Source organism: Blautia luti (assembly GCF_013304735.1).
GTDB lineage: Bacteria > Bacillota > Clostridia > Lachnospirales > Lachnospiraceae > Blautia_A.
The window spans coordinates 166,469-191,836 of the sequence record NZ_JAAITI010000002.1 but is presented as its reverse complement, the minus strand read 5'-3'; the positions used below and the strand labels follow the sequence as shown (position 1 = coordinate 191,836).

Sequence of the window (25,368 nt, the reverse complement as noted above, 5' to 3'; positions counted from 1 at the left end):
ACATGAATATTTCCGTTATTTGCTTCAGTATGACAGGACTGGAGACAGGGGAAAAACTTCAAAGGGCACTGGAAAAAGAAGGAGATCAGGTTACGCTGGCAAAAAAGAGCCGTTATCTTCCGGATTCGATTTCTGTATCTGTCTCAAAATGGGCAGAGGAGCAGTTTCAGTCCGGAAAAGACGGAGTGATTTTTGTAGGTGCCTGTGGAATTGCGGTTCGAAGCATTGCACCCTATATTGCAGGAAAAAAAACAGATCCTGCTGTGCTGGTAGTGGATGAATGTGGAAAATTCGTGATTTCACTTCTTTCCGGTCATTTGGGCGGAGCAAATGAACTGGCCATCCGATGTGCGAAGGATCTCCAGGCAGTACCTGTGGTAACTACAGCGACAGATCTTCACAGCCGTTTTGCGGTAGATGTTTTTGCAAAAAAAAACGGGTGTGCGATTTTTCATATGAAGGCTGCGAAAGAAGCGTCAGCAGCACTGCTTGCAGGAGAGACGGTTGGGTTTTACAGTGAGTTTCCATGGGAAGGCGAATTGCCGGAGGGACTGATGCTTTGCGGAAAAGACGGAAGCCCCTTAAATAAGAAAGAGGATCAGACAGCTTCAGAAACAGGCAAAGTGCCGGAAACCGGTATTGCGGTGACGTTTCATAAAAGCTGTCTGCCATTTAAAAATACCGTTCACGTAGTACCACCTGACGTAGTTCTGGGAATGGGATGCAGAAAGGGTAAAGATGCTGCAACAATCCAGGCAGCGGCGGAGAAATGTCTGGAAGAAGCAGATCTGTATAAAGAAGCACTGCAGGCGGTCACAAGTATTGATCTGAAAAAAGAGGAGCAAGGTTTACTGTCTTTGGCAGAAACCTGGAACCTTCCATTTCGGACTTTTACCGAAGAAGAGCTGAGAGCAGTAAAAGGAGATTTTACTCCATCAAAATTTGTCAAAAAAATAACAGGTGTAGACAATGTCTGTGAAAGAAGCGCGGTTCTGGGTTGCGGACAGGGTACCCTGATCAGAAAAAAAACAGGCCGGGACGGTGTAACCACCGCCCTTGCAGCCGGAAATCGGAGGATACGTTTTGAGTAAAATTTATGTTGTTGGAATTGGCCCGGGAGCATACGACCAGATGACTGGAAGAGCGATCCGTGCATTAAATGAAAGCGATGTGATCATTGGCTATACTGTATATGTGGATCTTGTAAAAGAATATTTTGCAGGAAAAGAATTTATGACCACCCCGATGAAGAAAGAGGTGGATCGCTGTGTACTTGCCTTTGAGGAAGCAAAAAAAGGAAAAACTGTTTCCATGATCTGCAGTGGAGATGCCGGTGTCTATGGCATGGCAGGTCTGATGTATGAAGTGGGAGAAAATTATCCGGATGTGGAGCTTAACATTATTCCAGGTGTAACAGCTGCAACCGGTGGGGCTGCAGTCCTGGGAGCACCGCTGATTCATGATTTCTGTCTGATCAGCTTAAGTGATCTTCTCACTCCATGGGAAAAAATTGAGGCAAGGCTTCTGGCAGCCGCACAGGCGGATTTTGTAGTATGCCTTTACAATCCATCCAGCAGAAAGCGCAAAGATTATCTTCAGAAAGCCTGTGACCTGATGATGAAATACAAGTCTCCGGATACAGTATGCGGTACAGTTGCTCAGATCGCAAGAGAGGGAGAAACCGCGCAGGTTATGACGTTAAGAGAACTTCGAGACACAGAAGTGGATATGTTTACTACTGTTTTTGTGGGAAATTCCCAGACAAAGAACATAGATGGCAAGATGGTAACGCCAAGAGGATATAAGAATGTATAAAGCCATTGTTTTTGCAGGTACCACAGAAGGTTATGCACTCTGTGAGTTTCTTGCGGAAAATAAAGTTTCGGTGTATGCCTGTGCAGCTACAGAGTACGGTGGCTCTCTTCTTAAAGAAAATGAGTTCCTTCATGTCAGTGCAGGAAGGCTGAAAACAGAAGATATGGAGGAACTTTTCCGAAAGGAAACACCGGAAATTGTTCTGGATGCCACACACCCTTATGCTGCGGAAGTAACAAAAAATATCCGGGCAGCCTGTGAAAATACGGGAGTTCGTTATCAGCGGGTTCTTCGTCCAGAGGGAGAAAAAAGTGAAACGGCAGTTTATGTGGAAAGTACGGAAAAAGCGGCAGAGTTTCTTTGCGGCACAGAAGGAAATATCTTTCTTACTACGGGAAGTAAGGAACTGGCCAAATTCACAGTAATTCCGGATTATAAAGAGAGGCTTTTTGCAAGGGTTCTCTCAATTCCTTCTGTAATCAGTGCCTGCGCGGAACTTGGAGTTGAGGGAAAACATCTCATCGGTATGCAGGGACCGTTTTCGACGGAAATCAATGAAGCAATGCTGCGCCAGTATCAGTGCAGTTATCTGGTGACGAAAGATACCGGGCTGGCGGGAGGATTTCCGGAAAAAATGGAGGCCTGCCGGCGCGCAGGTGTTATTCCGGTGATTATTGGAAGACCACTGAAGGAAGAAGGGCTCTCTCTTTTAGAAGCCAGGGTTTTTCTGGCAAAATTCTTCGGGGTGAGTCTGTCACAGAAGATTTCTCTTGTGGGAATCGGCATGGGGGCAGAAAAAACGCTGACTTTAGAGGGAAAGAAAGCTTTTGAGGAGGCGGAGCTTCTGATCGGAGCCAGACGTATGACGGAAGCCGTGCAGAAACCAGGCCAGGCGGTTCTTCATGAATACCGCAGCGAAAAGATTGCAGAATATATCAAAGCACATCCGGAATACCGGACGGTTGCCATTGCGCTTTCGGGGGATGTGGGATTCTACAGCGGAGCAAAAAAACTTCTGGATCTTCTGGGAGAGGAAGTTCAGGTGATCTGTGGAATTTCTTCTGTGGTATATTTTATGGCAAAAATCGGACTTTCCTGGGATGACGCAAAGATTGTCAGTGCCCACGGAAGAGACTGTAATCTGGTCTCTCTGATCCGGAACAATCGAAAAGTGTTTTCCATTCTTGGAACCGAGGATGGAGTGGCGGCACTTGCATCAAAACTGGTAGATTACAACATGGGGGATGTGACACTTTATGTAGGAGAGAATCTTTCCTATGACCAGGAGAAAATTTTTCACGATAAGGCAGAAAATCTTACGGAATACCATGGAGATGCATTAAGTGTGGTGACAGCGTATAACGAAAATGCCCGGCCTCTGCCGGCAGTTCATGGAATCCGAGATGAAGAATTTCAAAGGGGAAAGGCGCCGATGACAAAGGAAGAGGTACGGACCGTGTCTCTTTCCAAACTTCATCTGTCTGAAGACTCCATCTGTTATGATGTGGGGGCAGGAACAGGGTCTGTATCTGTTGAAATGGCTCTTCGTGCATGGAACGGAAAGGTCTATGCCATTGAGAAAAAAGAAGACGCCCTTGCACTTCTGAAAGAGAATAAACAGAAATTTGCGGTAGATAATCTGGAGATCATATCTGGAATGGCACCGGAGGCTATGATGGAACTGGAGGTTCCGACTCATGCATTTATCGGTGGTTCCTCCGGAAATATGGATGCAATTATAAAACTTCTTCTGGAAAAGAACCCGGAAGTACGTATTGTGATTAACTGTATTACTCTGGAAACGGTTACGGAAGCCATGGAAGCCATCCGCAAATTTGATCTGGAAGACGTGGATATTGTACAGCTTGGAGTTGCAAGATCCAAATCTGTTGGAAGATACCATATGATGATGGGAGAAAACCCGATTTATATTATTTCCTGCAGTGGAAGAGGGGAGGAACCAAAGTGAAAATTCCCAGAGTGCTTCTTGCGGCAGGTGCAAGCGGAAGTGGAAAAACCCTGATTACCTGCGGCCTTCTGCAGGCACTGGTAAACCGGAATTTAAAGACTGCCTCTTTTAAATGTGGACCAGATTATATTGATCCTATGTTCCACAGCCGGGTAATCGGTACGAAATCCAGGAATCTGGATACATTTTTTACAGATGAAAACAGGACCAGATACCTTCTGGCAAAAAATGCCGCAGACTGTGAGATTGCGGTGATGGAAGGTGTCATGGGTTATTATGATGGTGTGGGTGGAACGACATCCAGAGCCAGTGCCTATGATCTTGCAAAAACTACGGATACACCGGTGATTCTGATTGTAAACAGCCGTGGGATGAGTGTATCACTGGCTGCCTATGTGAAGGGATTTCTGGAATATAAGAAAGACAGCCATATCTGTGGAGTGATTTTTAATCAGATGTCTCCGATGTTGTATCCGAGGATGAAACAGCTTCTGGAAGAAGAGCTTTCCGTAAAAGTTCTGGGATATGTACCAAAAGTGGAAGACTGTGTTATTGAAAGCCGTCATCTGGGACTGGTGCTTCCGGAAGAAATTCCGGAACTGAAAAACCGTTTACAGAAACTTGCGGAAGTTTTGGAAAAGACACTGGATATTGACGGAATTCTGGAACTTGCCCAAACTGCACCGGAACTTCAGGCACCGGATTTGAAAAAGCTGATTCAGGAAGACGCTGCATTTGCCTATCATACAGAGGAAAAAGTACGGATTGGTGTGGCAGACGATGAAGCTTTCTGCTTTTTTTATGCGGATAATTTAAATCTTCTGGAACAGATGGGGGCAGAATTGGTAACGTTTTCTCCGATCCATGATGAAAAACTTCCGGAAGATCTGGATGGACTTCTTCTTTGCGGCGGATATCCGGAACTGAACGGAGAAGCGCTGGAAAAGAATCAGAAGATGTGTTTGGCGATTCGAAATGCGATGGAACAAGGAATGCCCTGCCTGGCAGAATGTGGCGGATTTATGTATCTTCATCAGGAGATGGAGGACATGGAAGGCCATTTCCGTAAGGTCTGCGGTGTAATCCGGGGAAGATCTTTTCGGACACCCAGACTTAACAGATTTGGATATATTACTCTTACAGAAAAAGAAAATACCGGACTTGGTGAAATACCTGCCCATGAGTTTCATTATTTTGATTCCACGGACTGTGGCGCCGCGTTCCATGCGTCAAAACCGGCATCCAAAAGAGGCTGGGACTGTATCCACAAAAAGGACCGCATGATGGCAGGATTTCCTCATCTTTATTATTATGGAAATCCGAAGGTTCCGGTGCGTTTTCTGACAGATGCGCTGGAATACAAGAAAGAACGGAGGATGAAGAAAGATGTTGAAATATAGTCTTCCTGCACTGGTTATGGGATTTGTCCTGGATCTTCTTATCGGAGATCCCAGATGGCTGTATCATCCTATCTGTGTCATCGGAAATCTGATTGCGTTGCTGGAAAAAGGAATTCGCAGAATTTTTCCGAAAAGTCATGGAGGGGAACTTGCCGGCGGTTTTGTGACTGTGGTGCTGATCTGTCTGTTCAGTGGCGGAGTACCATTTCTGGTTCTGCATTATCTCTACCGTTTTTCAACAGTGGCTGGATTTATACTGGAAACTTTCTGGTGTTACCAGCTTCTTGCCACCCGCTCCCTGAAAGATGAAAGCATGAAAGTCTATGACCGTCTGAAAAATGGAACATTGGATGAAGCGCGTTATGCGGTATCCATGATTGTCGGCCGTGATACAAAAGAACTTACGGAGATCGGTGTGACAAAAGCAGCAGTGGAAACCGTGGCAGAAAATGCATCAGACGGCGTAATTGCCCCTATGCTTTATATGGCTGTCGGCGGAGTACCGCTGATGTTTTTGTACAAGGGAATCAACACCATGGATTCCATGCTGGGTTATAAAAATGACAGATATCTGTATTTTGGACGAGTTGCCGCAAAGCTGGATGATGTGGCCAATTATATCCCCGCCAGAATTTCCGGCTGGCTGATGGTAGCGGGAACGGTTTTGATAGGAATGAACACAAAAAATGCAGCCAGGATCTATAAAAGAGACCGGAGAAACCATGCAAGCCCCAACTCCGCACAGACGGAAGCAGCTATGGCAGGTGCTCTGGAAGTACAGCTTGCGGGAAATGCGTATTATTTTGGAAAATTATATGAAAAACCTACGATTGGTGATCCGATCCGCCCGGTGGAGCCGGAGGATATCAAAAGAGCCAACCGTTTGATGTATGCGGCATCTGTGCTGGGAATTCTTATATTTTGTCTGATCAGTGCAGGCATTCGTATGTTGTTTTTCTGACCGGCGCAGAAACGTTCTGACCCGGAAAAGATGCAGATAATACATAACAGACAGGAGAGGAACCAATGACAAAACACGTACATGGAGGAGATGTATACAGACATAAAGACTGCCTTGATTTTTCAGCGAATCTGAATCCTCTGGGAACACCGGAAAGCGTAAAACAGGCGATTATCGGCAGTCTGGATCATATTGCACAGTATCCTCAGGTAGGCTGTGATCTTCTTCGGGAAAAGATTGCAGAATATGAAGGCGTAAAAAAAGAAGAAATTGTCTGTGGAAATGGTGCGGCAGAAGTGATTTTTACCCTCTGCCGTGCGGTAAAACCCAAAAAGGCGCTGCTTCCCGCGCCGACTTTTGCAGAATACGGACAGGCACTGGAGAGCACGGATTGTAAACTGGAATATTATATGCTGACGGAAAATGAAGGTTTTGTGCTGGGGGAGTCTTATCTGGATATTCTTCACAAAGGACTGGATATGGCATTTTTATGCAATCCGAATAATCCCACCGGTATGCTGATTCCTCACAGGCTTCTGAAACGGATTCTGGAAAAGTGCAGAAAACTTGGGATTCTTCTGGTGGTAGACGAATGTTTTTTGGATTTTGTGAAAGAACCGGAGGAATATTCTCTGAAACGGTCACTTTCGGGATTTAACAATCTTTTTATACTGAAAGCATTTACAAAGAGATATGCCATGGCCGGCGTGCGGCTGGGATATGGGCTTTGTTCCAACCGGAAACTGATGGAGAAAATGGAACTTCATGTTCAGCCCTGGAATGTTTCCACCATGGCGCAGGCTGCGGGAATCCAGGCACTGACAGAGACAAAATATGTAGAGGAAGGAAGACAGCTTGTTTTTCGGGAGTCACAATGGCTGAAAAATGAGATGACCCGCATTGGGTATAAAGTATTTCCGTCGGAAGCAAATTATATTTTCTTTAAAGGGCCGGAAGAACTGTATGAGTTCTGTCTTCGGAAACGCATCCTGATCCGGGACTGCAGCAATTATCCGGGGCTCACCAAAGGCTTTTACAGGATTGCGGTAAAGCGCCATGAGGAAAATGTAAAACTGATCCAGGTACTTGAGGGAGGTATATTATGGCAAAAGCAATAATGGTACAGGGAACCATGTCCAATGCCGGAAAAAGTCTGCTGGCAGCAGGGCTTTGCAGAATTTTTAAGCAGGATGGCTATAAAGTGGCTCCTTTTAAATCACAGAATATGGCCCTGAATTCTTTTATTACAGAGGATGGGCTTGAAATGGGACGTGCCCAGGTCATGCAGGCAGAAGCAGCCGGGATCAAGCCATCGGTACTGATGAATCCAATTCTTCTGAAGCCAACCAATGATGTAGGTTCCCAGGTAATTGTTAACGGAGAAGTTCTTGGAACCATGAGTGCCAGAGATTATTTTAAATATAAAAAGACACTGGTTCCGGATGTAATGAAAGCTTACAATGCCCTTGCGGCAGAAAATGATATCATTGTAATCGAAGGTGCGGGAAGTCCGGCAGAGATCAATCTCAAGGATGAGGACATTGTAAACATGGGAATGGCAAAGATGGCCAAGGCGCCGGTTCTTCTTGTAGGTGACATTGACCGTGGTGGCGTTTTCGCACAGCTGATCGGTACGGTGGAACTTCTGGAAGAAGATGAAAAGGCTATGGTGAAAGGCCTGATCATCAACAAATTCCGTGGGGATAAGACCATTCTGGATCCTGGTGTTGCGATGCTGGAAGAGAGAAGCAAAATTCCGGTTGTGGGAGTGGCTCCATATTTGGATATTCAGGTAGAAGATGAGGACAGCCTTACGGAACGCTTTGACAGAAAACAGGAAGCCGGTGTGATTGATATCGCGGTGATTCGAACTCCTAGGATTTCCAATTTCACAGATTTCAATCCTTTCGAAAGCATTCCGGGCGTTTCACTTCGCTATGTGAAACATCCAAGAGATCTCCATTCTCCGGATATGATTATTCTTCCGGGAACCAAGAACACGATGGGCGATCTGATCTGGATGAGGGAAAGCGGAATGGAAGCGGCAGTTCTGAAAGAGGCTTCCAGAGGAAAGCTGATTTTTGGTGTCTGTGGTGGTTATCAGATGCTGGGAGAAACTTTAAGCGATCCTCATGGAGTGGAAAATGGCGGCTCCATGAAGGGAATGGGCCTTCTTCCCATGGATACCATATTTGCGGAAAAGAAAACAAGGACAAGGGTTCACGGACAGTTTGGACAGCTTTCCGGTGTGTTTGCACCTCTTTCCGGAGCAGAAATTGAAGGTTATGAGATCCATATGGGAGAGAGTATTCGAAAGGAAGATGCGGGTACAGCCACAAAAATTACGGACAGTGTCAGTGGTGAGACCAAAGAGGAAGGCGCTTTTTCCGGAAATGTGTGCGGAACCTATATACATGGAGTCTTTGATAAAGAGGCATCTGCAGAGGCGATTATCCGTGTGATCGGTGAGAAAAAGGGCATTGATGTGGAAAATATGACAGGAGTGGATTTTGCCGCATTTAAAGAGCAGCAGTATGATATCCTGGCGGCAGAGCTTAGAAAACATCTGGATATGAAAAAAATCTATGAGATACTGGAAAACGGGATTACGGAGGACGAATAAAAATGAAAGTTGAGCTTGAAAATGTAAAACCCATGGAGATCGAAAAAAGAAGTTTTGAGATCATTACCGAAGAATTGGGAGACACTCCTCTGATTCCGGGAACAGAGCTGATTGTAAAACGCTGTATTCATACAAGTGCGGATTTTGATTATGCAAAAAATCTCTGTTTTTCTGAGGGTGCGGTAGAAAAGGCAATGGAAGCGATCCGAAATGGTGCGTGCATTGTTACAGATACGCAGATGGCAAAAGCAGGCATCAACAAACGTGCTCTTGCGCGTTACGGCGGTGAGGCATATTGTTTCATGTCCGATGAGGATGTGGCAGCTCTGGCAAAGAAAAACGGAACCACAAGAGCTACAGCCAGTATGGATAAAGCTGCCGAGATGGATGAGAAGCTGATTTTTGCTATTGGAAACGCACCAACTGCCCTGGTTCGTCTCTATGAACTGATTGAGGATGGAAAACTTTCTCCGGAACTGATTATTGGCGTACCGGTAGGCTTTGTAAATGTGGTACAGTCAAAGGAACTGATTATGCATGCAGATGTTCCGTATATTGTGGCAAAAGGACGAAAGGGTGGAAGCAATATTGCGGCGTGTATTGTAAATGCACTGCTTTATATGATTGATAACCGAAGAGATTAAGAATGTAAAAACGCCTCCGCAACTGTTAAAAACAGGCAGCGGAGGCGTTTTTTTCCACAACACTTTTCAGAAGCTGACATGCAGGCAGGAAATCTTTTACAGGAATGGAAGAACAGGAAAGAACCAGTGTGATATCTTCCGGGGTTTCCTTCAGAATTTCCAGACGGAGGCCTTTTTCACGTGCTTTTTTTTTCAGTTCGCTGCCTGAAATTGTGCAGGGAATGGTAAGAGCCAGACTGGTTCCGGCAGCCCCTGTTTTGATCTGGCAGTCTGTACCGAAGGTTTCCCGGACAGCAGTGGAGAGGGCTTTCAGTTTCTGTGCATACAGACGGCGGAGTTTTCTTGTCTGGGAAACCAGGTGGCCGTCACGGATAAACTGGCAGAGAGCAATCTGTTCTGCCTTGGAAGCAGTCTGGTTGTAAAAGTCTGCTTTTTTTTGGTACCGTTCCCGGAGGGTGGGCGGAAGTACCATAAAGCTGACACGGATGGATGGAAGAAGAAGTCTGGAAAAAGATCCGATGTATACAACGTTTTCGCCTCCGGAAAGACCGAAAAGAGATGGTGTTGGTTTCTGCAGATAAACGAATTCATTTTCAAAATCATCTTCAATGATCAGGTGGCCGTTGGCCTGTGCATGGTGAATCAGTTCCAGACGGCGTTTTACAGTCATGATTTCACCCCATTTGGTCATATGGGCAGGAGAAACATAGATTACATCACAGTTTTTATCCCTGTAGTGGACATCAAATCCATAATCTTCAAAAATGGTACTTCCCTGAATAAAGGATGGGGTGGGAAAAGAAACGGTTTTTTGTTCCAGAAGCAGAGGGCAGAGAATCTGGAGAAGACTCTGCAGGCCTGCGCCCACAACAATATCATCCGGAGAGCAGATCACATTTCTGCGTTCCCGGATATAATCGGCGAGAACTTCCCGGAAATCTTTTTCCCCCTGGGGTTCACCGTAGGAAAGCATACGGTCACCCTGACGGAGTGCACTTTTGATGTAACGCTGCCAGAGATCGAAGCGGAAACTTTCCCGGTCTACGCCGGAGGAGGCGAAATCATAAAGACAGGGAGGGACGTCTGCCGCATGTTTTTCCGGAGCAGGAGGATGCTGTTTGGTTGCAATATCGGTAACGTAATAACCGCTCTGTGCCCGGGCGATAATATAACCATCTGCCGCAAGCTGAAGATATGCGTTTTCGATGGTGGTACGGCTCAGCTTCAGCTCCTGGGCACATTTACGGAGTGAAGGCATCTTGCTGCCCGGGAGCAGACGGTTTTCCAGAATCAGCTTCCGGTAATAATGATAAACCTCCAGATAGAGGTGTTCTTTTTTGTGTTCTACGGATATATTCAACATAGGTATGGTAATTTCCTTCCAAAAATGATTGCGTAAACCTGACAATTCATTCTATAATAATACAGAAAAAAACACAAGACTGGAGAATTATGATGAAGAAAATAGCCGTGATCAATGATCTTTCCGGACTGGGAAAATGCTCGCTGACAGCAGCCATTCCAGTAATCTCCGTGATGGGAGTGCAGGCATGCCCGTTTCCTACCGCTGTTTTAAGTAATCAGACAGGATATGAAACTTATTTCTGCGAGGATCTTACTCGGCAGATGACGCCATATATGGAACAGTGGAAAAAGCGGGGATTTATCCCGGATGGAATTTATACAGGTTTTCTCTCGGATGAAAAGCAGGCAGATAAGATCCTGAAATTTATGGATCTGTTTGCCGGTGAGGAGACATTGATTCTTACTGATCCGGTAATGGGCGATGACGGGGAAGTCTACCCGATTTATACAGAGGGACTTCGAAGCCGTTTCCGCGAACTGGTCAGCCGTTCCTATGTAATTACCCCAAACCTTACAGAGGCATTGCTGCTCCTTTACGGAAAAGAAGAAATGGAGAAAAAATGGAAAGTTCTGGAAACTATGCCGGAGGCAGAAAGGCTGGAGAAAATCCAGGAGATCGGACAGCGCCTTGTTCTTGAATTTTCTCTTTCCGCAGTGGTGATTACAGGTGTGAGTTACCGAGAAAACAGCCAGACACCGAAAATGGGAAATCTTGTCCTGGAAAAAGAGAAGGTCTCCTGGGTATTTGCCGAAAAATCCGGTGGAAGTTATTCCGGAACCGGAGATCTTTTTGCGTCAGTGCTCAGTGCCGGGCTGGTGAAAGGATATTCTATGGAAACCTGTGCACATATGGCGGTGGAGTTTATTTCCACATCAATCAGAGACGCAGTATCAGAAGGAACAGACCGTAATGACGGGGTATGCTTTGAAGCGCATCTAGGTATGTTACTTTCATAATAAAGAAAAGGGGAAAAATCATGATTTCAGCAGAAGAACAGAAAAAAGTAATTGCTCTTGTAAAACAGACAAAAGAACTGATTTTAAAAGAGATGAATAACGAAGAAGTAATGGTAAAGGGAGCTGCTAACTATGTGACAAATGTGGATCTGGCCGTGCAGAACTTTCTGAAAGAGGAACTTGGAAAAGCATTTCCGGAGATTTCCCTGATCGCGGAAGAAAAAGAAAACCTGGGACTTTCCAGAGAAAAAACTTACTGGATTCTGGATCCTATTGACGGTACTACAAATCTTATTCTGGATTTTCATATGAGCGCAGTTGCATTGGGACTTTATGAAAACGGTGAGATTGTTTTCGGTATTGTATACAATCCGTTTTCCGATGAACTGTTCCACGGAGCCAAGGGAGAGGGCGCTTATCTCAATGGAAAGAGAATCCATGTATCCGATACCGAAGATTTTGGGGATGCGGTAATTTCCTATGGCTCCACTCCTTACACAAAAGAAGAAGCAAAAAATCTTTTTCCGATTTTTTATCACATCTTTATGAAATGTGCGGATTTCCGTCGTACCGGATCTGCAGAACTCGATATGTGTTATGTTGCCTGTGGAAGGGAGCATGGATATATTGAACGTGACCTGAAACCCTGGGATTATTCTGCGGGAACCATTATTCTTCGTGAAGCAGGCGGTATTGTGAAGAACTGGAAAGGCGAGGAACCGTCCTATCTGAAAAATGAGGACATCCTCGCCTGTGCGCCGCAGTTTGCGGAAATTCTTCTAAAAGAATTATAATTTATTTTTTTGTAACCGATTTTTGTGTTCAAAAAGGGAGATCAGCAGCGTGAGCAGGATTCCGGAAACAGAGAGAAGAATTCCGGCGCGGATTCCCGGGCAGATGTAACGAAGCTCGATCTGGTTTTTCCCTTCTGTCAGAGGAATAGAATACATGCAGTCATCCAGAAGGCCGGCAGTAATCTGCTGGCCGTTTCTGTATATTTTCCAGCCTTTGTCGTAAGGGATGGATAGATAAAGCAGGGAGCTGGAATCAGCAGCAGTACAGGAAACGGAAACATGCCCGTTTTCCAGCTGGAACTCTTCCACAGCTCTGCCTGAAATCTCCTTGGAAACAGCGGCAAGGGCATCCAGATCCAGCGCGTAAAACTGTTCGCCCCCATCCCGGATGAAATATCCATTGTCTGAATGGATGGAAACTTTTGCATAAGCGGCTTCGGAAGCTGCTGGAATATAAAAAGCTGAGGGACTGAGCCACCAGGAATAACGGCTGATATAGGAGTCATTTACATTTAAAGAAGCATTTTCCATAGGGGAATCCCAGGGTATGTTTCCATATAGTGCGTAATTTCCCTCTGGAACAGAAAGGGTGTATACCTGGTCAGTGCCGGAATCGGAATCTCCTTTGGAAGAACAGGTATAGGATAACGGCCGATACAGAGAAACCGGATGTCCGCACAGAATGCTGTACAGATAATTCTGGTATACAAACGGGTCATCGGTCTGCGGAGTCTGTATAGATTCCGAATTGTCATGATAGAGAAAAGCCATCGGCAGTGCAGACGGGTTACAGTATACGGACTTTCCGTTTTCCGCCTCTATAGAATCCAGTTTTGTCAGTCCGTTAACGGGATAGGCAGACAAGGTATATTTTACTCCCAGCAGAGCATCTGCAGCAATGACAGGAGAGTTGGTAATGTTCATATTCAGACCGTTTTCACGGTAACCGATACGTTCCAGAAATTCTCTCTGCGTATCGTCCGGGGAGGAAGTATAACCGGAAATGGAACGGTAATTATAAGCCAGAGCTTCGTTATAATTTGCAGTTGCACCGTCAGTGTACTGAATCTTTGTGGAAGTCTGTGAAATCCGGTAAATGGAACTGTCCGATTCCTTGATTTCGCCGATCTGTTTCTGGGAACCCAGAGAATAAGCGGTGTACTGGCTGTTTTCGTCAGCATGGTAATCATTCATCAGAAAGCTGGCGTTAACTGCCAGTTCTGAAAGGATGATTCCTGTACAAAGCAGAGTGATAACTGCTTTTTTCCATGATTTGAAATTCCGGCTGTACATAAAAAGTCTCACAGAAATCAAGGTAACTGCAGCGTAAAAAACGGTCAGATAGATTTTTGATGTATGTTCACCGGGGTGAATATTATCCAGAAAAAACAGAAGAACCGAAAAAATGATCCATCCTCTGGAAAGAAGAACTGCGGTATGGTCATCCAAGTAAATCAGATAAAAACAGGCAGCCAGAAAGATCAGAGCGGCAATTCCCACATAGGAATATCTGCACCAGTAACTTTCCACAGTTTTGAACAATGAAAATACCATATAAAAAGGTTTCCAGTAAAAAATCAGTGCTATGACAGCAAGAAAACAGGCCAGCATACTTTTTTTCTGTGCAGATAACGTAGAAGAAAGAAAAAGGGCAATAACCGCCAGGATTACCAGAGTACCACAGAACAGAGAAGTACTGTTTGGAGTACTGTGCGCGCCCAGGTGGTAACTTTCCAGAATGGTGGGAAGCTGTCCGACGAAAGAAAAATCCTTCAATGCTGCAAGGTCCAGAGAACCACGGTTGGAATTTCCCATGGCAAGTACAGTGGGTAAAAACAGAACCGCGCTGCACATAAGCCCCAGAAACATAGAGAGGCCATAACGGAATATCATGACCAGGGCTTTTCGTGGAATATGGCTGTATTTTCTTGATGATCCCAGAAAATATAAGGCAAGTTCAAAAAGAAACCACAGGGCGGAAAATACACAGTTGATACCACCGCTGTACCAGTTAAAAAGAATCGACAATGCCACCCAGACAGAAAGCTTCCAGATGGATGATCCATGTATGATCTGATAGGTTCCCAGAAGAATCAGCGGAAGAAGATAGACACCGTCAATCCACATGATATTACTGCTCTGGGCAATGGTATACTGGCAAAGACCGTAACAGCAGGATAAAAGGACAACAAAAAAAGTTCTTGCAGATTCCGTGTTTTCTGTCAGATATTTCCGGAAGCGGTTTACAAGAAAAATACTGAAGGTCATGGAAGCCAGAGATAATTTCAGCAGTACCAGGATGTCAAAAAATGAATGGAGATTTTCTTTTGGAAAAAAGACACTCAGAAGCATAAACGGGGAGGAAAGATAATAGCTGAAAACAGCGATATTGGTACCTCCCAGTGTTTTTCCAAATGTATAAAAAATGCTGTTTTTCTGCGCCAGAACATCCTTGAAATAAGCATAAAAATCCAGATACTGAATGCTGGCATCATCCACAGCCAGTGATTTGTTGCCAAAAGGGGCATAGCCACAGGTGATAAATAAAATCAGTAAAACTGCAAAAGTAAGACCAAATGCAGAAAAATAAATGCGCTTCTTTTTCACAGGTTCCTCCTCCGGGATGATTATAACAGAGCTGGCCGTCAGGCCAGCTCTTCCCATTTTTCATAAAGTTCTTCCAGTTCTTCCGAAATGGCAGCTTTTTCACGGCTTAATTTGGTACATTCTGCCACGTTGGTGCAGACATCCGGGAGAACCATGGTATCGTCAATTTCCTTATCTCTTGTTTCCAGTTCCTCAATGCGGGCTTCCACTTTTTTCAGTTCTGCTTCCCGTTTTCGTTTCTTCGCCTGTTCTTCTTTCATCTGCTGCCAGGAAAGTTTGTTTTCGGAAACCGTTTTTTCTTCCTGAGGGGCCTCGGGAGAATCAATTCCCGGAGCATAGGCGCTGGTCAGTTCTTCTTTTTTCTCCAGATAGTAATCATAATCGCCAATGTAATTGACCACAGCCTGATTGGTAAGTTCCATGATCCTGGTTGCGGTCTGATTGATGAAATAACGGTCATGGGAGACATAAAGGACAGTACCGGTGTAACTTACCAGTGCTTCTTCAAGGATTTCCTTGGAAGCGATATCCAGATGGTTGGTAGGCTCATCCAGAATCAGGAAATTGGCTTCGGAGAGCATCAGCTTGGCAAGGGAAACACGGCCTCGTTCTCCACCGGAAAGTGCGGAGATTTCTTTAAATACATCGTCTCCGGTAAAAAGAAATGCTGCAAGCATATTTCGGATTTCGGTCTCTGTAAGAGTCGGATACGTATCGGAAATCTCCTGGAAAATAGTCTTATCCATATGAAGAACATGATGTTCCTGGTCATAATAACCGATCTGCACCTTGGAACCAAGAGAAAATTTTCCGGCATCTGCTTCGAGAAGACCATTGATAATTTTCAGCATGGTAGTTTTGCCGGTTCCGTTGTTTCCGATCAGTGCCACACGTTCGCCACGTTTGATATCAAAAGAAATATCGGAGAACAGAGTCTGTCCCGGAAATGCCTTGGAGAGTTCCTCCACATGCAGGACATCGTTTCCACTTAATACACGGGGTTCCAGGGAAATCCGCATACGATCCTGAATTTCCAGAGGTTTTTCGATACGCTGTACACGATCCAGCATCTTCTCACGGCTTTCGGCACGTTTGATAGATTTTTCTCTGTTAAAGGACTTCAGTTTGGCAATGACTGCTTCCTGATGTTTGATGTCTCTCTGCTGATTTAAGTATGCCTTGTACTGGGCATCGCGTAGCTGGGCTTTTTTAAGAGCATAAGCAGAGTAGTTTCCACTGTAGACACGGGTCTGTCCGGCCTCAATTTCCACTACCTTTGTGACAACTTTATCAAGGAAATAACGGTCATGGGAGACAATAAATACAGCTCCCGGATAATTCAGAAGGTAGGTTTCCAGCCATGAGATACTTTCCATATCCAGGTGGTTGGTAGGCTCATCCAGAAGCAGGATATCCGGTTTGGAGAGAAGCATCTTGCCAAGGGCAACACGGGTTTTCTGCCCTCCGGAAAGCGTCTCGATCTGTTTGTCAAAATCCTCTTCTGTAAAACCAAGACCCTTTAAAACACCGGTCAGTTCACTTTTGTAGGCATAACCGTTTTCCAGTTCAAACTGATGGGTAAGACGGGTGTAAGTCTCCATCAGACGGTTCAGGTCCTCGCCCTGTACATGGTTCATTTCCTGCTCCAGATTACGGATGCGGCGTTCCATATCAATGATGTGCTGCTTGGTAGTAAGAAGTTCTTCATAAATTGTATGGTGCCCGTGAATGTCCTGATACTGGGCCAGATAGCCGATATTTTTGTCACGTGCAAGAACAACATTGCCGGAGTCAGCGGAAATTTCCTGCATGATGATCCGAAGAAGGGTTGTTTTTCCTGCACCATTGCATCCGATAAGGGCCGCTTTTTCCCGGTCTTCAATGTGGAAGGATGCGTCATTTAAAATTACTTTTTCGCCAAAGGCTTTGCATATATTCTGACATGATAAAATCATAAAAACTGTCCTCCTGTATAAAGAATTGTCTCTGTCTGGTCATAAAACAGGGAAAATCCTCCACCTATTATAACGGAAACCGCCAGGATTTCAAAGAAAAAATCATTTTTTTAAAAAAATATGAAGAAATTTGTACAGAACTCACAACTTTAATTGACAGGAAAATGTCAATTCGGTATAATTAACCTAGTGTAAGGTAAGGAGGAGAACTATCGTGGAGACAAAACAAATCTCGAAAGCGGTGATTAAGCGTCTGCCACGCTATTACCGCTACTTAGGAGAGCTGATGGAAGACAATGTGGAGCGTATTTCTTCCAATGAATTAAGTAAGAAGATGCATACCACAGCTTCCCAGATTCGTCAGGATCTCAATAATTTCGGCGGTTTCGGGCAGCAGGGGTATGGCTATAATGTACATTATCTTTATACGGAAATTGGTAAAATTCTCGGATTGGACATCGTTCATCCGATGATCATTTTAGGTGCCGGTAATCTGGGACAGGCACTTGCCAATTATGTGGACTTTGAGAAACGTGGCTTCAAGCTGGTGGGAATTTTTGATGTAAATCCTGTGCTTGAGGGTATTGCAGTCCGCGGACTTGAGATTCAGATGCTCAGTGAACTTCCGTTTTTCCTGAGAGAAAATAATGTAGAGATTGCAATTCTCACTCTTCCGAAGAACAAAGCCAAAGAAATGGCAGATATTCTGGTGGAGAACGGAATCAAAGCAATCTGGAATTTTGCACATCTTGATCTGGAGACACCGGATGATGTAATTGTGGAGAACGTGCATCTTTCCGAAAGTCTTATGACACTGTCTTATAATCTGAGTAAATACAGGCAGGAGCATGTGGAAAAGTAGAAAGTGTTAAGCTGCCGGAAACGGCAGCTTTCTCTATTAAGAGGGGAGGCAGGGCACAGCATGAAAAAAATTGTTACCTGCGAGGAGATGAAGAAGCTGGATGGTGCCACCATTCATCATATCGGAGTGGCATCAGAAGTTCTGATGGAGCGGGCAGCACTGAAAGTAGTAGAAGAAATAGAGAAATATCTCGAAAAAAATGAAAGAATACTGGTTGTATGCGGAAGCGGCAATAACGGAGGCGATGGTATTGCCGTTGCCAGACTGCTTTATCTGAAGGGAATCCGGGCAGAATTCTGCATGGTCGGAAACAAAGACAAAATGACCAGAGAAACGGTGCTTCAGTATAAAATTGCCACAGGATATCAGGTCCCGGAAGTGAATAACCCGGACTGGAGTGAATATACTACTATAGTAGATGCCGTGTTTGGCGTAGGCCTGGTGCGTCCGATCGAGGGACATTATGCGGAAGTTATTCATGAGATGAACAGTGCCCGGGCAAAAAAGATCGCTGTTGACATCCCATCAGGAGTAAACGGAGATACAGGCCTGGAAATGGGAATTGCCTTCAGCGCGGATCTGACTGTTACGTTTGGTTACCGGAAAAGAGGACTTTGCTTTTATCCGGGCAGATTGTATGCAGGAAAGATTGTTACCGCTGATATCGGAATCTATGAGCAGGAAGCTGTAAAGGCATCTGCATGTTGTCTGGAGCAGGAAGACCTGAAACTGTTTCCGGAGCGTGATCCCGGCGGAAATAAGGGAACTTTTGGAAAAATTCTATTTGTTGCCGGAAGCGAGGGAATGTGCGGGGCTGCTTATTTAAGCGCCAGTGCTGCTCTTCATGCCGGGGCGGGAATGGTAAAAATTCAGACAGTAGAAGAAAACAGGATTCCATTGCAGATTCTTCTTCCGGAGGCTATGGTATGCACCCGGTTTGATGAGGAATCCAACGAACAGCTTCTTTCCTGGTGTGATATCCTTGTGATTGGACCGGGACTGGGAACATCGGGGGCCAGCCGTGAGAGAGAACAGTGGTTTCTTACGGCAGCCGCCCGGGAGAAAAAGCCACTGATTCTGGATGCAGACGGACTGAATCTTCTGGCAATGCATCCTCAGTGGAAGGAATTCCTGGGTGAAAATGTTATTCTGACGCCGCATATCGGTGAGATGAGCAGACTTTGTGTAAGAACCATATCGGAAATCCAGGGAACAATTGCACAGACCGCAGTGGACTATGCGAAAGAAACCGGTACCGTATGTGTCCTGAAAGATGCCTGTACAGTAATTACAGATGGGAAAGGCGATCTGTATTTGAACCTTTCCGGTAATTCCGGTATGGCAACTGCCGGAAGCGGAGATGTGCTTTCCGGGCTTCTGGCAGGAGTATTATGTATGTATCTGAAAACGGAGGAACATCCCTCCATGGTTTTAAAGGCCGCGTTAGGTGTTTATCTTCACGGACTTTGCGGCGATCTTGCAGCCGCTGAAAAAGGAAAGCGCAGTATGCTGGCAGGCGATATCATTGAATATCTGCCCCAGGCTTTAGCGATAGGTGAAGAGGAGTCAAAATCATGAAAAAATACGAGAGAGTCAAGGCACTGGTATCTCTGGATGCCATTGCTCATAATTTTGAGGAAATGCACAGAAATGTGAAAGAAGGAACAAAAATCATTGCAGTGATCAAGGCGGATGGCTATGGCCATGGTGCGAGAGCAATTGCACATCTGATTCACGATTATGATTATATCTGGGGTTTTGCCACAGCAACGGCAGAAGAAGCGCTGGAACTGCGTCATGCAGGCGTTACCAAACCAATCCTGATTCTTGGCATTGTATTCGAAGAATATTATGAGGAGCTGGCTGCCAATGACATCCGGATTACCATTTCAGATCTGAATACAGCAGTGGAATATGCGAAGGCAGGAGAGCGTATCGGAAAAAATGTACATATTCATCTGGCATTGGATACAGGAATGACAAGGATCGGATATGCGGATATTCCGGAAAATGCAGTAAAGATTGAAGCAGTTTCCAAAATTCCGAATCTTGTAATTGAAGGAATGTTTACGCATTTTGCCAGAGCAGATGAGTTTGACCGTTCTCCGGCACTTGTACAGCTTGACAGATATCTTCGTTTTGCGGATCTTCTGGAAAAGAGAGGAGTCCATATTCCGGTACGCCACTGTTCCAACAGTGCGGGAATTATCCGTGTGCCGGAGGCAAATCTTAACGTTGTCCGTGCGGGAATTACCATTTACGGTATTTATCCGTCGGAAGAGGTGGAACGGGATGTGATAAAACTGACACCAGCCATGGAACTGAAAAGCCATGTGTCCTATGTGAAAAATGTGGAACGTGGAACTGCGGTAAGTTATGGTGGAACTTTTGTTACAGAACGTTTTACCAGAATGGCAACCATTCCGGTAGGCTATGCGGACGGATATCCCAGACAGCTTTCCAATAAAGGATGGGTTCTGATCCATGGCAAAAAAGCTCCTATTCTTGGACGCGTATGTATGGATCAGTTTATGGTAGATGTTACGGATATTCCTGAGGTAAAAGCCGGAGATGAGGTAACACTGATGGGAAGAGACGGAGAAGAATTTATCAGTGTGGAAACACTGGGAGATCTTTCTGGAAGATTTTCCTACGAGTTTGTCTGTGAGATCAGCAAACGTGTTCCGAGGGTTTATATTAAAGACGGAAAAGAATGCGGAGAAGAAGAGAGCTTTTTTCAGTAAATCAGTAAATTTCGGGTGACAGAAAACCCGGATCAGGCGTAAGACCGATAAAAAAGTACCACTCATGGTATACACAAGGAAATTATGGAAATACTTATCTGTAAAAAGGAATACGGCTTATAAATAAGCCGGACCAGAATCGGAGTGTGAATTGTGTGGTTATAAAAAGAGGGGATATTTTTTATGCGGACTTAAGGCCTGTAGTAGGCAGTGAACAGGGCGGTATCCGGCCGGTACTGATTATTCAGAACGATGTGGGCAACCGGCACAGCCCTACTGTGATCTGCGCGGCCATTACATCAAAAATGAACAAGGCGAAACTGCCGACACATATTGAAATTGATGCATCTGCCTATGGAATTGAGAAGGATTCCGTAATTCTTCTGGAACAGCTTCGTACCATTGATAAGCGGCGGCTGAAAGATAAGGTGTGTCATCTGGACAGTGTCATGCTTGATAAGGTAAATCATGCACTTGAAATCAGCCTGGAGCTTACATTTTAGGGCAATTTCATGGGATTTTTGACAGGTTTGGATTCTGATTCTTGACGAAATCTTCCATAAGTGCTATATTTAACCGAGTTGCAATTATGTAAAACGGTACCTTTGTAACAGGCAGGGGCACGAAAGAAAATATACGGTAACAAGGAGAGGAAGATAACATGTCAGGACATTCAAAATTTGCCAACATCAAACATAAGAAAGAGAAAAATGATGCCAAGAAGGGTAAGATCTTCACAGTCATCGGCCGTGAGATCGTTATGGCAGTAAAGGCCGGCGGCCCGGATCCTGCAAACAACAGCAAACTTCGTGATGTCATTGCAAAAGCAAAAGCAAACAACATGCCGAACGATACCATCGACCGTGGAATCAAGAAGGCAGCAGGTGCTGACTCCGCAGACAGCTACGAGAAAGCTGTATACGAAGGATATGGCCCGAACGGTGTTGCCATTATCGTAGAGACTCTTACAGATAATAAGAACCGTACTGCAGGTAACGTACGTAACGCTTTTACCAAGGGTAACGGAAGCATCGGAACTCAGGGATGTGTATCCTTTATGTTCGATCAGAAAGGCCAGATCATCATCGACAAGGAAGAGCTTGAGGATGAGTGCGGCGAGATGGATGCGGACGAGCTGATGATGACAGCTCTGGATGCAGGTGCTGAGGACTTCAGCGAGGAAGAGGACAGCTTCGAGATCCTTACAGATCCGGATGATTTCAGCGCTGTACGTGAAGCTCTTGAGAAAGCCGGAATTCCGCTTATGGAAGCACAGATCGCCATGATTCCGCAGACTTACGTAGAACTTACCGACGACCAGGCTATCAAGGATCTCCACAGAACACTGGATCTTCTTGATGAGGATGATGACGTTACAGACGTATGGACAAACTGGGACGAGTGATCTTAGAATAGAAAATAATATTTTGCATATAATACCTCCAGAATTTTAGATTCCGGAGGTATTTTTATGGAAAAAAATAAAGAAGAGGGAAAACAGAAGGAACTGGATCGGGAAGAAAGCCAGGACAAGCAGATCCAGGAAACAGGACAGGTAGTGCTGGATGGAAATTCCCGGAAACATAAGGTGGAACTTCTGACGGTAATCGGGGAGATCGAAGGTCATGAATCGGCCCCGTCACACAGTAAAACCACCAAATATGAACATGTACTGCCAAAACTGGCTCTGATCGAGGATGATGAGGAAATTGAAGGACTTCTGATTCTTTTAAATACAGTTGGTGGCGATGTGGAAGCGGGGTTGGCGATTGCGGAAATGATCGCGTCTTTAAGTATTCCCACGGTTTCCCTTGTGCTGGGCGGCGGACATTCCATAGGCGTTCCCATGGCGGTTTCCGCGGACTATTCTTTTATCGTGCCAAGTGCTACCATGGTCATCCATCCGGTGAGGCAGAACGGGATGTTCATCGGTGTGGCACAGACGTACCGCAATATGGAGAAAATCCAGGACCGTATCACTGCCTTTGTATCGAAGCATTCTGATATAACCAAAGAACGGCTGGAAGAACTGATGCTGGATACTTCCCAACTGGTAAAAGATGTGGGAACCATGCTGGAAGGAGAGCAGGCAGTGAAGGAAGGTGTGATTGATGAAGTCGGCGGGATCCGGGATGCCCTGGACAAACTGTATGCCCTGATTGAAGAGAAAAAATCACAGAAATGATCGCTTTTTTATGTGGCTTTTGGTTATATTGGTTAAACATAACTAACGTGGTTACGCTGTGCTGTGGTAAAGAAAATCGACAGAAATTGTAAATCTCCCCTTGCCATATGCAGATTTTTAGCGTATTATTAATAGAGGTTTATAATTTGCGCGAGGAGGAAGACCATGTATAAGGTTTTAAAAGCTGAAACGTTGGCAGCTAAGATCCATCTTATGGTTGTGCATGCACCACGTGTGGCAAGCCACTGTCTGCCAGGACAATTTATCATTGTGAAACTTGACGAGAAGGGTGAGAGAATTCCTCTTACCATCTGCGATTACGATCGCGAGGCTGGAACAGTTACCATCGTATTCCAGGAGATCGGAGCATCTACAATTAAGATGTCTGCACTGAAAGAAGGAGATTCATTCCGTGACTTCGTAGGACCTCTCGGATGTCCATCTGAGTTCGTACACGAAGATATCGAAGAACTCAAGAAGAAGAAACTGGTATTCGTTGCCGGTGGTGTTGGTACCGCACCTGTTTATCCGCAGGTTAAATGGCTTCATGAGCACGGTATCACAGCAGATGTTATCCTTGGTTCCAAGACAAAGGATATGGTTATTCTTGAGAAAGAGCTCGGCGCTGTTTCCAATCTCTACGTCACAACTGATGATGGTTCTTATGGACGTTCTGGTATGGTAACCAAGACTCTTGAGGATCTTGTAACAAACGAAGGCAAACATTATGATGTCTGTGTAGCAATCGGACCGATGATCATGATGAAATTCGTCTGTCTTCTTACCAAGAAACTTGGTATCCACACAATTGTCAGCATGAACCCGATCATGGTTGACGGAACCGGTATGTGCGGCGCTTGTCGTCTTCAGGTCGGTGATGAGATTAAATTTGCCTGTGTAGACGGACCGGAGTTCGACGGACATCTCGTTGACTTTGATCAGGCTATGAAGAGAAGTCAGATGTATAAGACCCAGGAGGGACGTGCATTACTGAAACTTCAGGAAGGCGATACCCACCACGGTGGATGCGGACAGTGCGGAGGTGACAAGTAATGGCAGATGCAAAAATGTTAAAAAAAGTTCCTGTAAGAGAGCAGGATCCGAAGGTACGTGCGACAAACTTCGAGGAAGTATGTCTTGGATATAATCAGGAAGAGGCAATGGAAGAGGCACAGAGATGTCTCGGATGTAAGAAACCGAAATGTGTAGAGGGATGTCCGGTATCCATCAACATTCCTGGATTTATTGAACATATCAAAGAGGGCAACATGGAAGAAGCTTACAAAGTGATCGGATTATCTTCCGCACTTCCAGCTATCTGTGGCCGTGTCTGCCCACAGGAATCCCAGTGTGAGGGACAGTGTATCCGTGGTAAAAAAGGTGAGGCTGTTTCCATCGGTAAACTGGAGAGATTCGTTGCTGACTATGCTCTGGAGCATGACATCAAACCTGCAGGAGCAGAGGGTAAGAACGGACATAAAGTTGCAGTCATCGGTTCCGGTCCTTCCGGACTTACCTGTGCAGGTGACCTTGCAAAGGCAGGATACGATGTAACTGTATTCGAGGCTCTTCATGAGCTTGGCGGTGTTCTTGTTTATGGTATTCCGGAGTTCCGTCTTCCAAAACAGAAAGTCGTTAAGAAAGAGATCGAGAAAGTTAAAGAGCTTGGTGTTAAATTCGAGACAAACGTTGTCATCGGTAAATCTACAACCATCGACCAGCTGATCGAGGAAGAGGGATTTGAGGCCGTATTCATCGGTTCCGGTGCAGGTCTTCCGATGTTCATGGGTATCCCGGGTGAGAATGCAAGTGGTGTATTCTCCGCAAACGAGTACCTGACAAGAAGTAACCTCATGAAAGCATTCGATGATTCCTACGATACACCGATCGCAGCAGGCAAGAAAGTTGCAGTTGTCGGCGGTGGTAACGTTGCTATGGATGCTGCAAGAACAGCTCTGAGACTTGGCGCTGAGGTACATATCGTATACAGAAGAAGTGAGGCAGAGCTTCCTGCACGAGCAGAGGAAGTTCATCACGCTAAGGAAGAGGGTATCATCTTTGATCTTCTTACCAATCCGAAGGAGATCCTTGTAGATGAGAACGGCCATGTAAATGGTATGAAGGTTGTCAAGATGGAGCTTGGCGAGCCGGATGCTTCCGGAAGAAGACGCCCGGTAGAGATTCCTGGTTCCGAGTATGAGATGGACGTAGATACTGTTATCATGTCCCTTGGTACTTCACCGAACCCGCTGATCTCTTCCACAACAAAAGGCCTTGATATCAACAAGAGAAGATGTATCGTTGCCGAGGAAGAAACCGGTAAGACATCCAAGGACGGCGTATATGCCGGTGGTGATGCCGTTACAGGTGCAGCTACTGTAATCCTTGCTATGGGTGCAGGTAAAGCTGGTGCAAGAGGTATCGACGAATATCTGAAAAACAAATAAAAAGAAGATTCGTTTTTAGATCCAGGCTTCCGGTTGCTGA

General features: G+C 45.3%; 21 protein-coding genes. 18 read left to right on the top strand and 3 right to left on the bottom strand.

Annotated features, from left to right (window positions below; all coding sequences use genetic code 11):
* The first annotated feature begins 2 nt into the window (after positions 1-2).
* The 8 genes from G5B06_RS02180 to G5B06_RS02145 all read left to right on the top strand — a co-directional run bounded on the left by G5B06_RS02180 (position 3) and on the right by G5B06_RS02145 (position 9,412).
* On the top strand, positions 3-1,091 hold the full coding sequence (locus tag G5B06_RS02180; RefSeq protein ID WP_148448036.1) for a cobalt-precorrin 5A hydrolase: 1,089 nt from the start codon (positions 3-5) through the stop codon (positions 1,089-1,091).
* On the top strand, positions 1,084-1,815 hold the full coding sequence (cobJ, locus tag G5B06_RS02175; protein ID WP_148448034.1) for a precorrin-3B C(17)-methyltransferase: 732 nt from the start codon (positions 1,084-1,086) through the stop codon (positions 1,813-1,815). Before G5B06_RS02180 ends, cobJ begins: the two co-directional genes overlap by 8 nt.
* Complete coding sequence (gene cobK, locus G5B06_RS02170) at positions 1,808-3,784, top strand: precorrin-6A reductase (protein ID WP_148448032.1); 1,977 nt, start codon at positions 1,808-1,810, stop codon at positions 3,782-3,784. Before cobJ ends, cobK begins: the two co-directional genes overlap by 8 nt.
* Positions 3,781-5,184: a cobyrinate a,c-diamide synthase gene (locus G5B06_RS02165; protein ID WP_148448030.1), complete on the top strand. Its 1,404-nt coding sequence runs from the start codon at positions 3,781-3,783 to the stop codon at positions 5,182-5,184. The genes cobK and G5B06_RS02165 overlap by 4 nt, the downstream gene beginning before the upstream one ends.
* A complete protein-coding gene (cbiB, locus tag G5B06_RS02160) occupies positions 5,171-6,145 on the top strand; it encodes an adenosylcobinamide-phosphate synthase CbiB (RefSeq protein WP_148448028.1) in 975 nt (324 codons plus the stop codon). Before G5B06_RS02165 ends, cbiB begins: the two co-directional genes overlap by 14 nt.
* 65 nt (positions 6,146-6,210) lie before the next feature.
* Entirely contained in the window at positions 6,211-7,263 is a 1,053-nt protein-coding gene (cobD, locus tag G5B06_RS02155) for a threonine-phosphate decarboxylase CobD (RefSeq protein ID WP_148448026.1), read from the top strand.
* Positions 7,248-8,768 carry a cobyric acid synthase gene (locus G5B06_RS02150; RefSeq protein ID WP_148448024.1) on the top strand — a complete coding sequence of 507 codons (1,521 nt, stop codon included), beginning with the start codon at positions 7,248-7,250 and terminating at the stop codon, positions 8,766-8,768. Before cobD ends, G5B06_RS02150 begins: the two co-directional genes overlap by 16 nt.
* Before the next feature lie 2 nt (positions 8,769-8,770).
* The gene (locus G5B06_RS02145) at positions 8,771-9,412 is read left to right on the top strand and encodes a precorrin-8X methylmutase (RefSeq protein ID WP_148448022.1); all 642 of its coding nucleotides are present in this window, start codon (positions 8,771-8,773) and stop codon (positions 9,410-9,412) included.
* Between the two features lie 25 nt (positions 9,413-9,437).
* On the opposite strand, the gene G5B06_RS02140 is transcribed toward G5B06_RS02145, so the two are convergent.
* Positions 9,438-10,775: a PLP-dependent aminotransferase family protein gene (locus G5B06_RS02140; protein ID WP_148448020.1), complete on the bottom strand. Its 1,338-nt coding sequence runs from the start codon at positions 10,773-10,775 to the stop codon at positions 9,438-9,440.
* An 89-nt stretch (positions 10,776-10,864) separates the two neighbouring features.
* On the opposite strand from G5B06_RS02140, the gene G5B06_RS02135 reads away from it, so the two are divergent.
* Together G5B06_RS02135 and G5B06_RS02130 are read left to right on the top strand one after the other, a co-directional pair.
* Positions 10,865-11,734: a pyridoxamine kinase gene (locus tag G5B06_RS02135; RefSeq protein WP_243278968.1), complete on the top strand. Its 870-nt coding sequence runs from the start codon at positions 10,865-10,867 to the stop codon at positions 11,732-11,734.
* A gap of 20 nt (positions 11,735-11,754) precedes the next feature.
* The gene (locus G5B06_RS02130; protein WP_148448017.1) at positions 11,755-12,528 is read left to right on the top strand and encodes an inositol monophosphatase family protein; all 774 of its coding nucleotides are present in this window, start codon (positions 11,755-11,757) and stop codon (positions 12,526-12,528) included.
* Here G5B06_RS02130 and G5B06_RS02125 read toward each other — a convergent pair.
* Entirely contained in the window at positions 12,523-15,135 is a 2,613-nt protein-coding gene (locus tag G5B06_RS02125; RefSeq protein ID WP_173761728.1) for a YfhO family protein, read from the bottom strand. The two genes, G5B06_RS02130 and G5B06_RS02125, sit on opposite strands and share 6 nt — an antisense overlap.
* Positions 15,136-15,173: 38 nt before the next feature.
* On the bottom strand, positions 15,174-17,090 hold the full coding sequence (locus G5B06_RS02120) for an ABC-F family ATP-binding cassette domain-containing protein (RefSeq protein ID WP_148448013.1): 1,917 nt from the start codon (positions 17,088-17,090) through the stop codon (positions 15,174-15,176).
* A gap of 214 nt (positions 17,091-17,304) precedes the next feature.
* On the opposite strand from G5B06_RS02120, the gene G5B06_RS02115 reads away from it, so the two are divergent.
* The 8 genes from G5B06_RS02115 to gltA all read left to right on the top strand — a co-directional run bounded on the left by G5B06_RS02115 (position 17,305) and on the right by gltA (position 25,328).
* Entirely contained in the window at positions 17,305-17,952 is a 648-nt protein-coding gene (locus tag G5B06_RS02115) for a redox-sensing transcriptional repressor Rex (RefSeq protein WP_148448011.1), read from the top strand.
* A 60-nt stretch (positions 17,953-18,012) separates the two neighbouring features.
* Positions 18,013-19,530 carry an NAD(P)H-hydrate dehydratase gene (locus G5B06_RS02110; protein ID WP_173761727.1) on the top strand — a complete coding sequence of 506 codons (1,518 nt, stop codon included), beginning with the start codon at positions 18,013-18,015 and terminating at the stop codon, positions 19,528-19,530.
* A complete protein-coding gene (gene alr / locus G5B06_RS02105; protein ID WP_173761726.1) occupies positions 19,527-20,696 on the top strand; it encodes an alanine racemase in 1,170 nt (389 codons plus the stop codon). Before G5B06_RS02110 ends, alr begins: the two co-directional genes overlap by 4 nt.
* A gap of 155 nt (positions 20,697-20,851) precedes the next feature.
* Entirely contained in the window at positions 20,852-21,199 is a 348-nt protein-coding gene (locus G5B06_RS02100) for a type II toxin-antitoxin system PemK/MazF family toxin (protein ID WP_021977735.1), read from the top strand.
* 158 nt (positions 21,200-21,357) lie between these two features.
* Entirely contained in the window at positions 21,358-22,101 is a 744-nt protein-coding gene (locus G5B06_RS02095; RefSeq protein ID WP_118064285.1) for a YebC/PmpR family DNA-binding transcriptional regulator, read from the top strand.
* A 66-nt stretch (positions 22,102-22,167) separates the two neighbouring features.
* Positions 22,168-22,881 carry a ClpP family protease gene (locus G5B06_RS02090; RefSeq protein ID WP_173761725.1) on the top strand — a complete coding sequence of 238 codons (714 nt, stop codon included), beginning with the start codon at positions 22,168-22,170 and terminating at the stop codon, positions 22,879-22,881.
* Between the two features lie 165 nt (positions 22,882-23,046).
* Positions 23,047-23,934 (top strand): sulfide/dihydroorotate dehydrogenase-like FAD/NAD-binding protein, encoded by an 888-nt coding sequence (locus G5B06_RS02085; protein WP_148448001.1) that lies wholly within the window; start codon positions 23,047-23,049, stop codon positions 23,932-23,934.
* Positions 23,934-25,328: an NADPH-dependent glutamate synthase gene (gene gltA / locus G5B06_RS02080; protein ID WP_173761724.1), complete on the top strand. Its 1,395-nt coding sequence runs from the start codon at positions 23,934-23,936 to the stop codon at positions 25,326-25,328. The genes G5B06_RS02085 and gltA overlap by 1 nt, the downstream gene beginning before the upstream one ends.
* Positions 25,329-25,368: the final 40 nt, after the last annotated feature.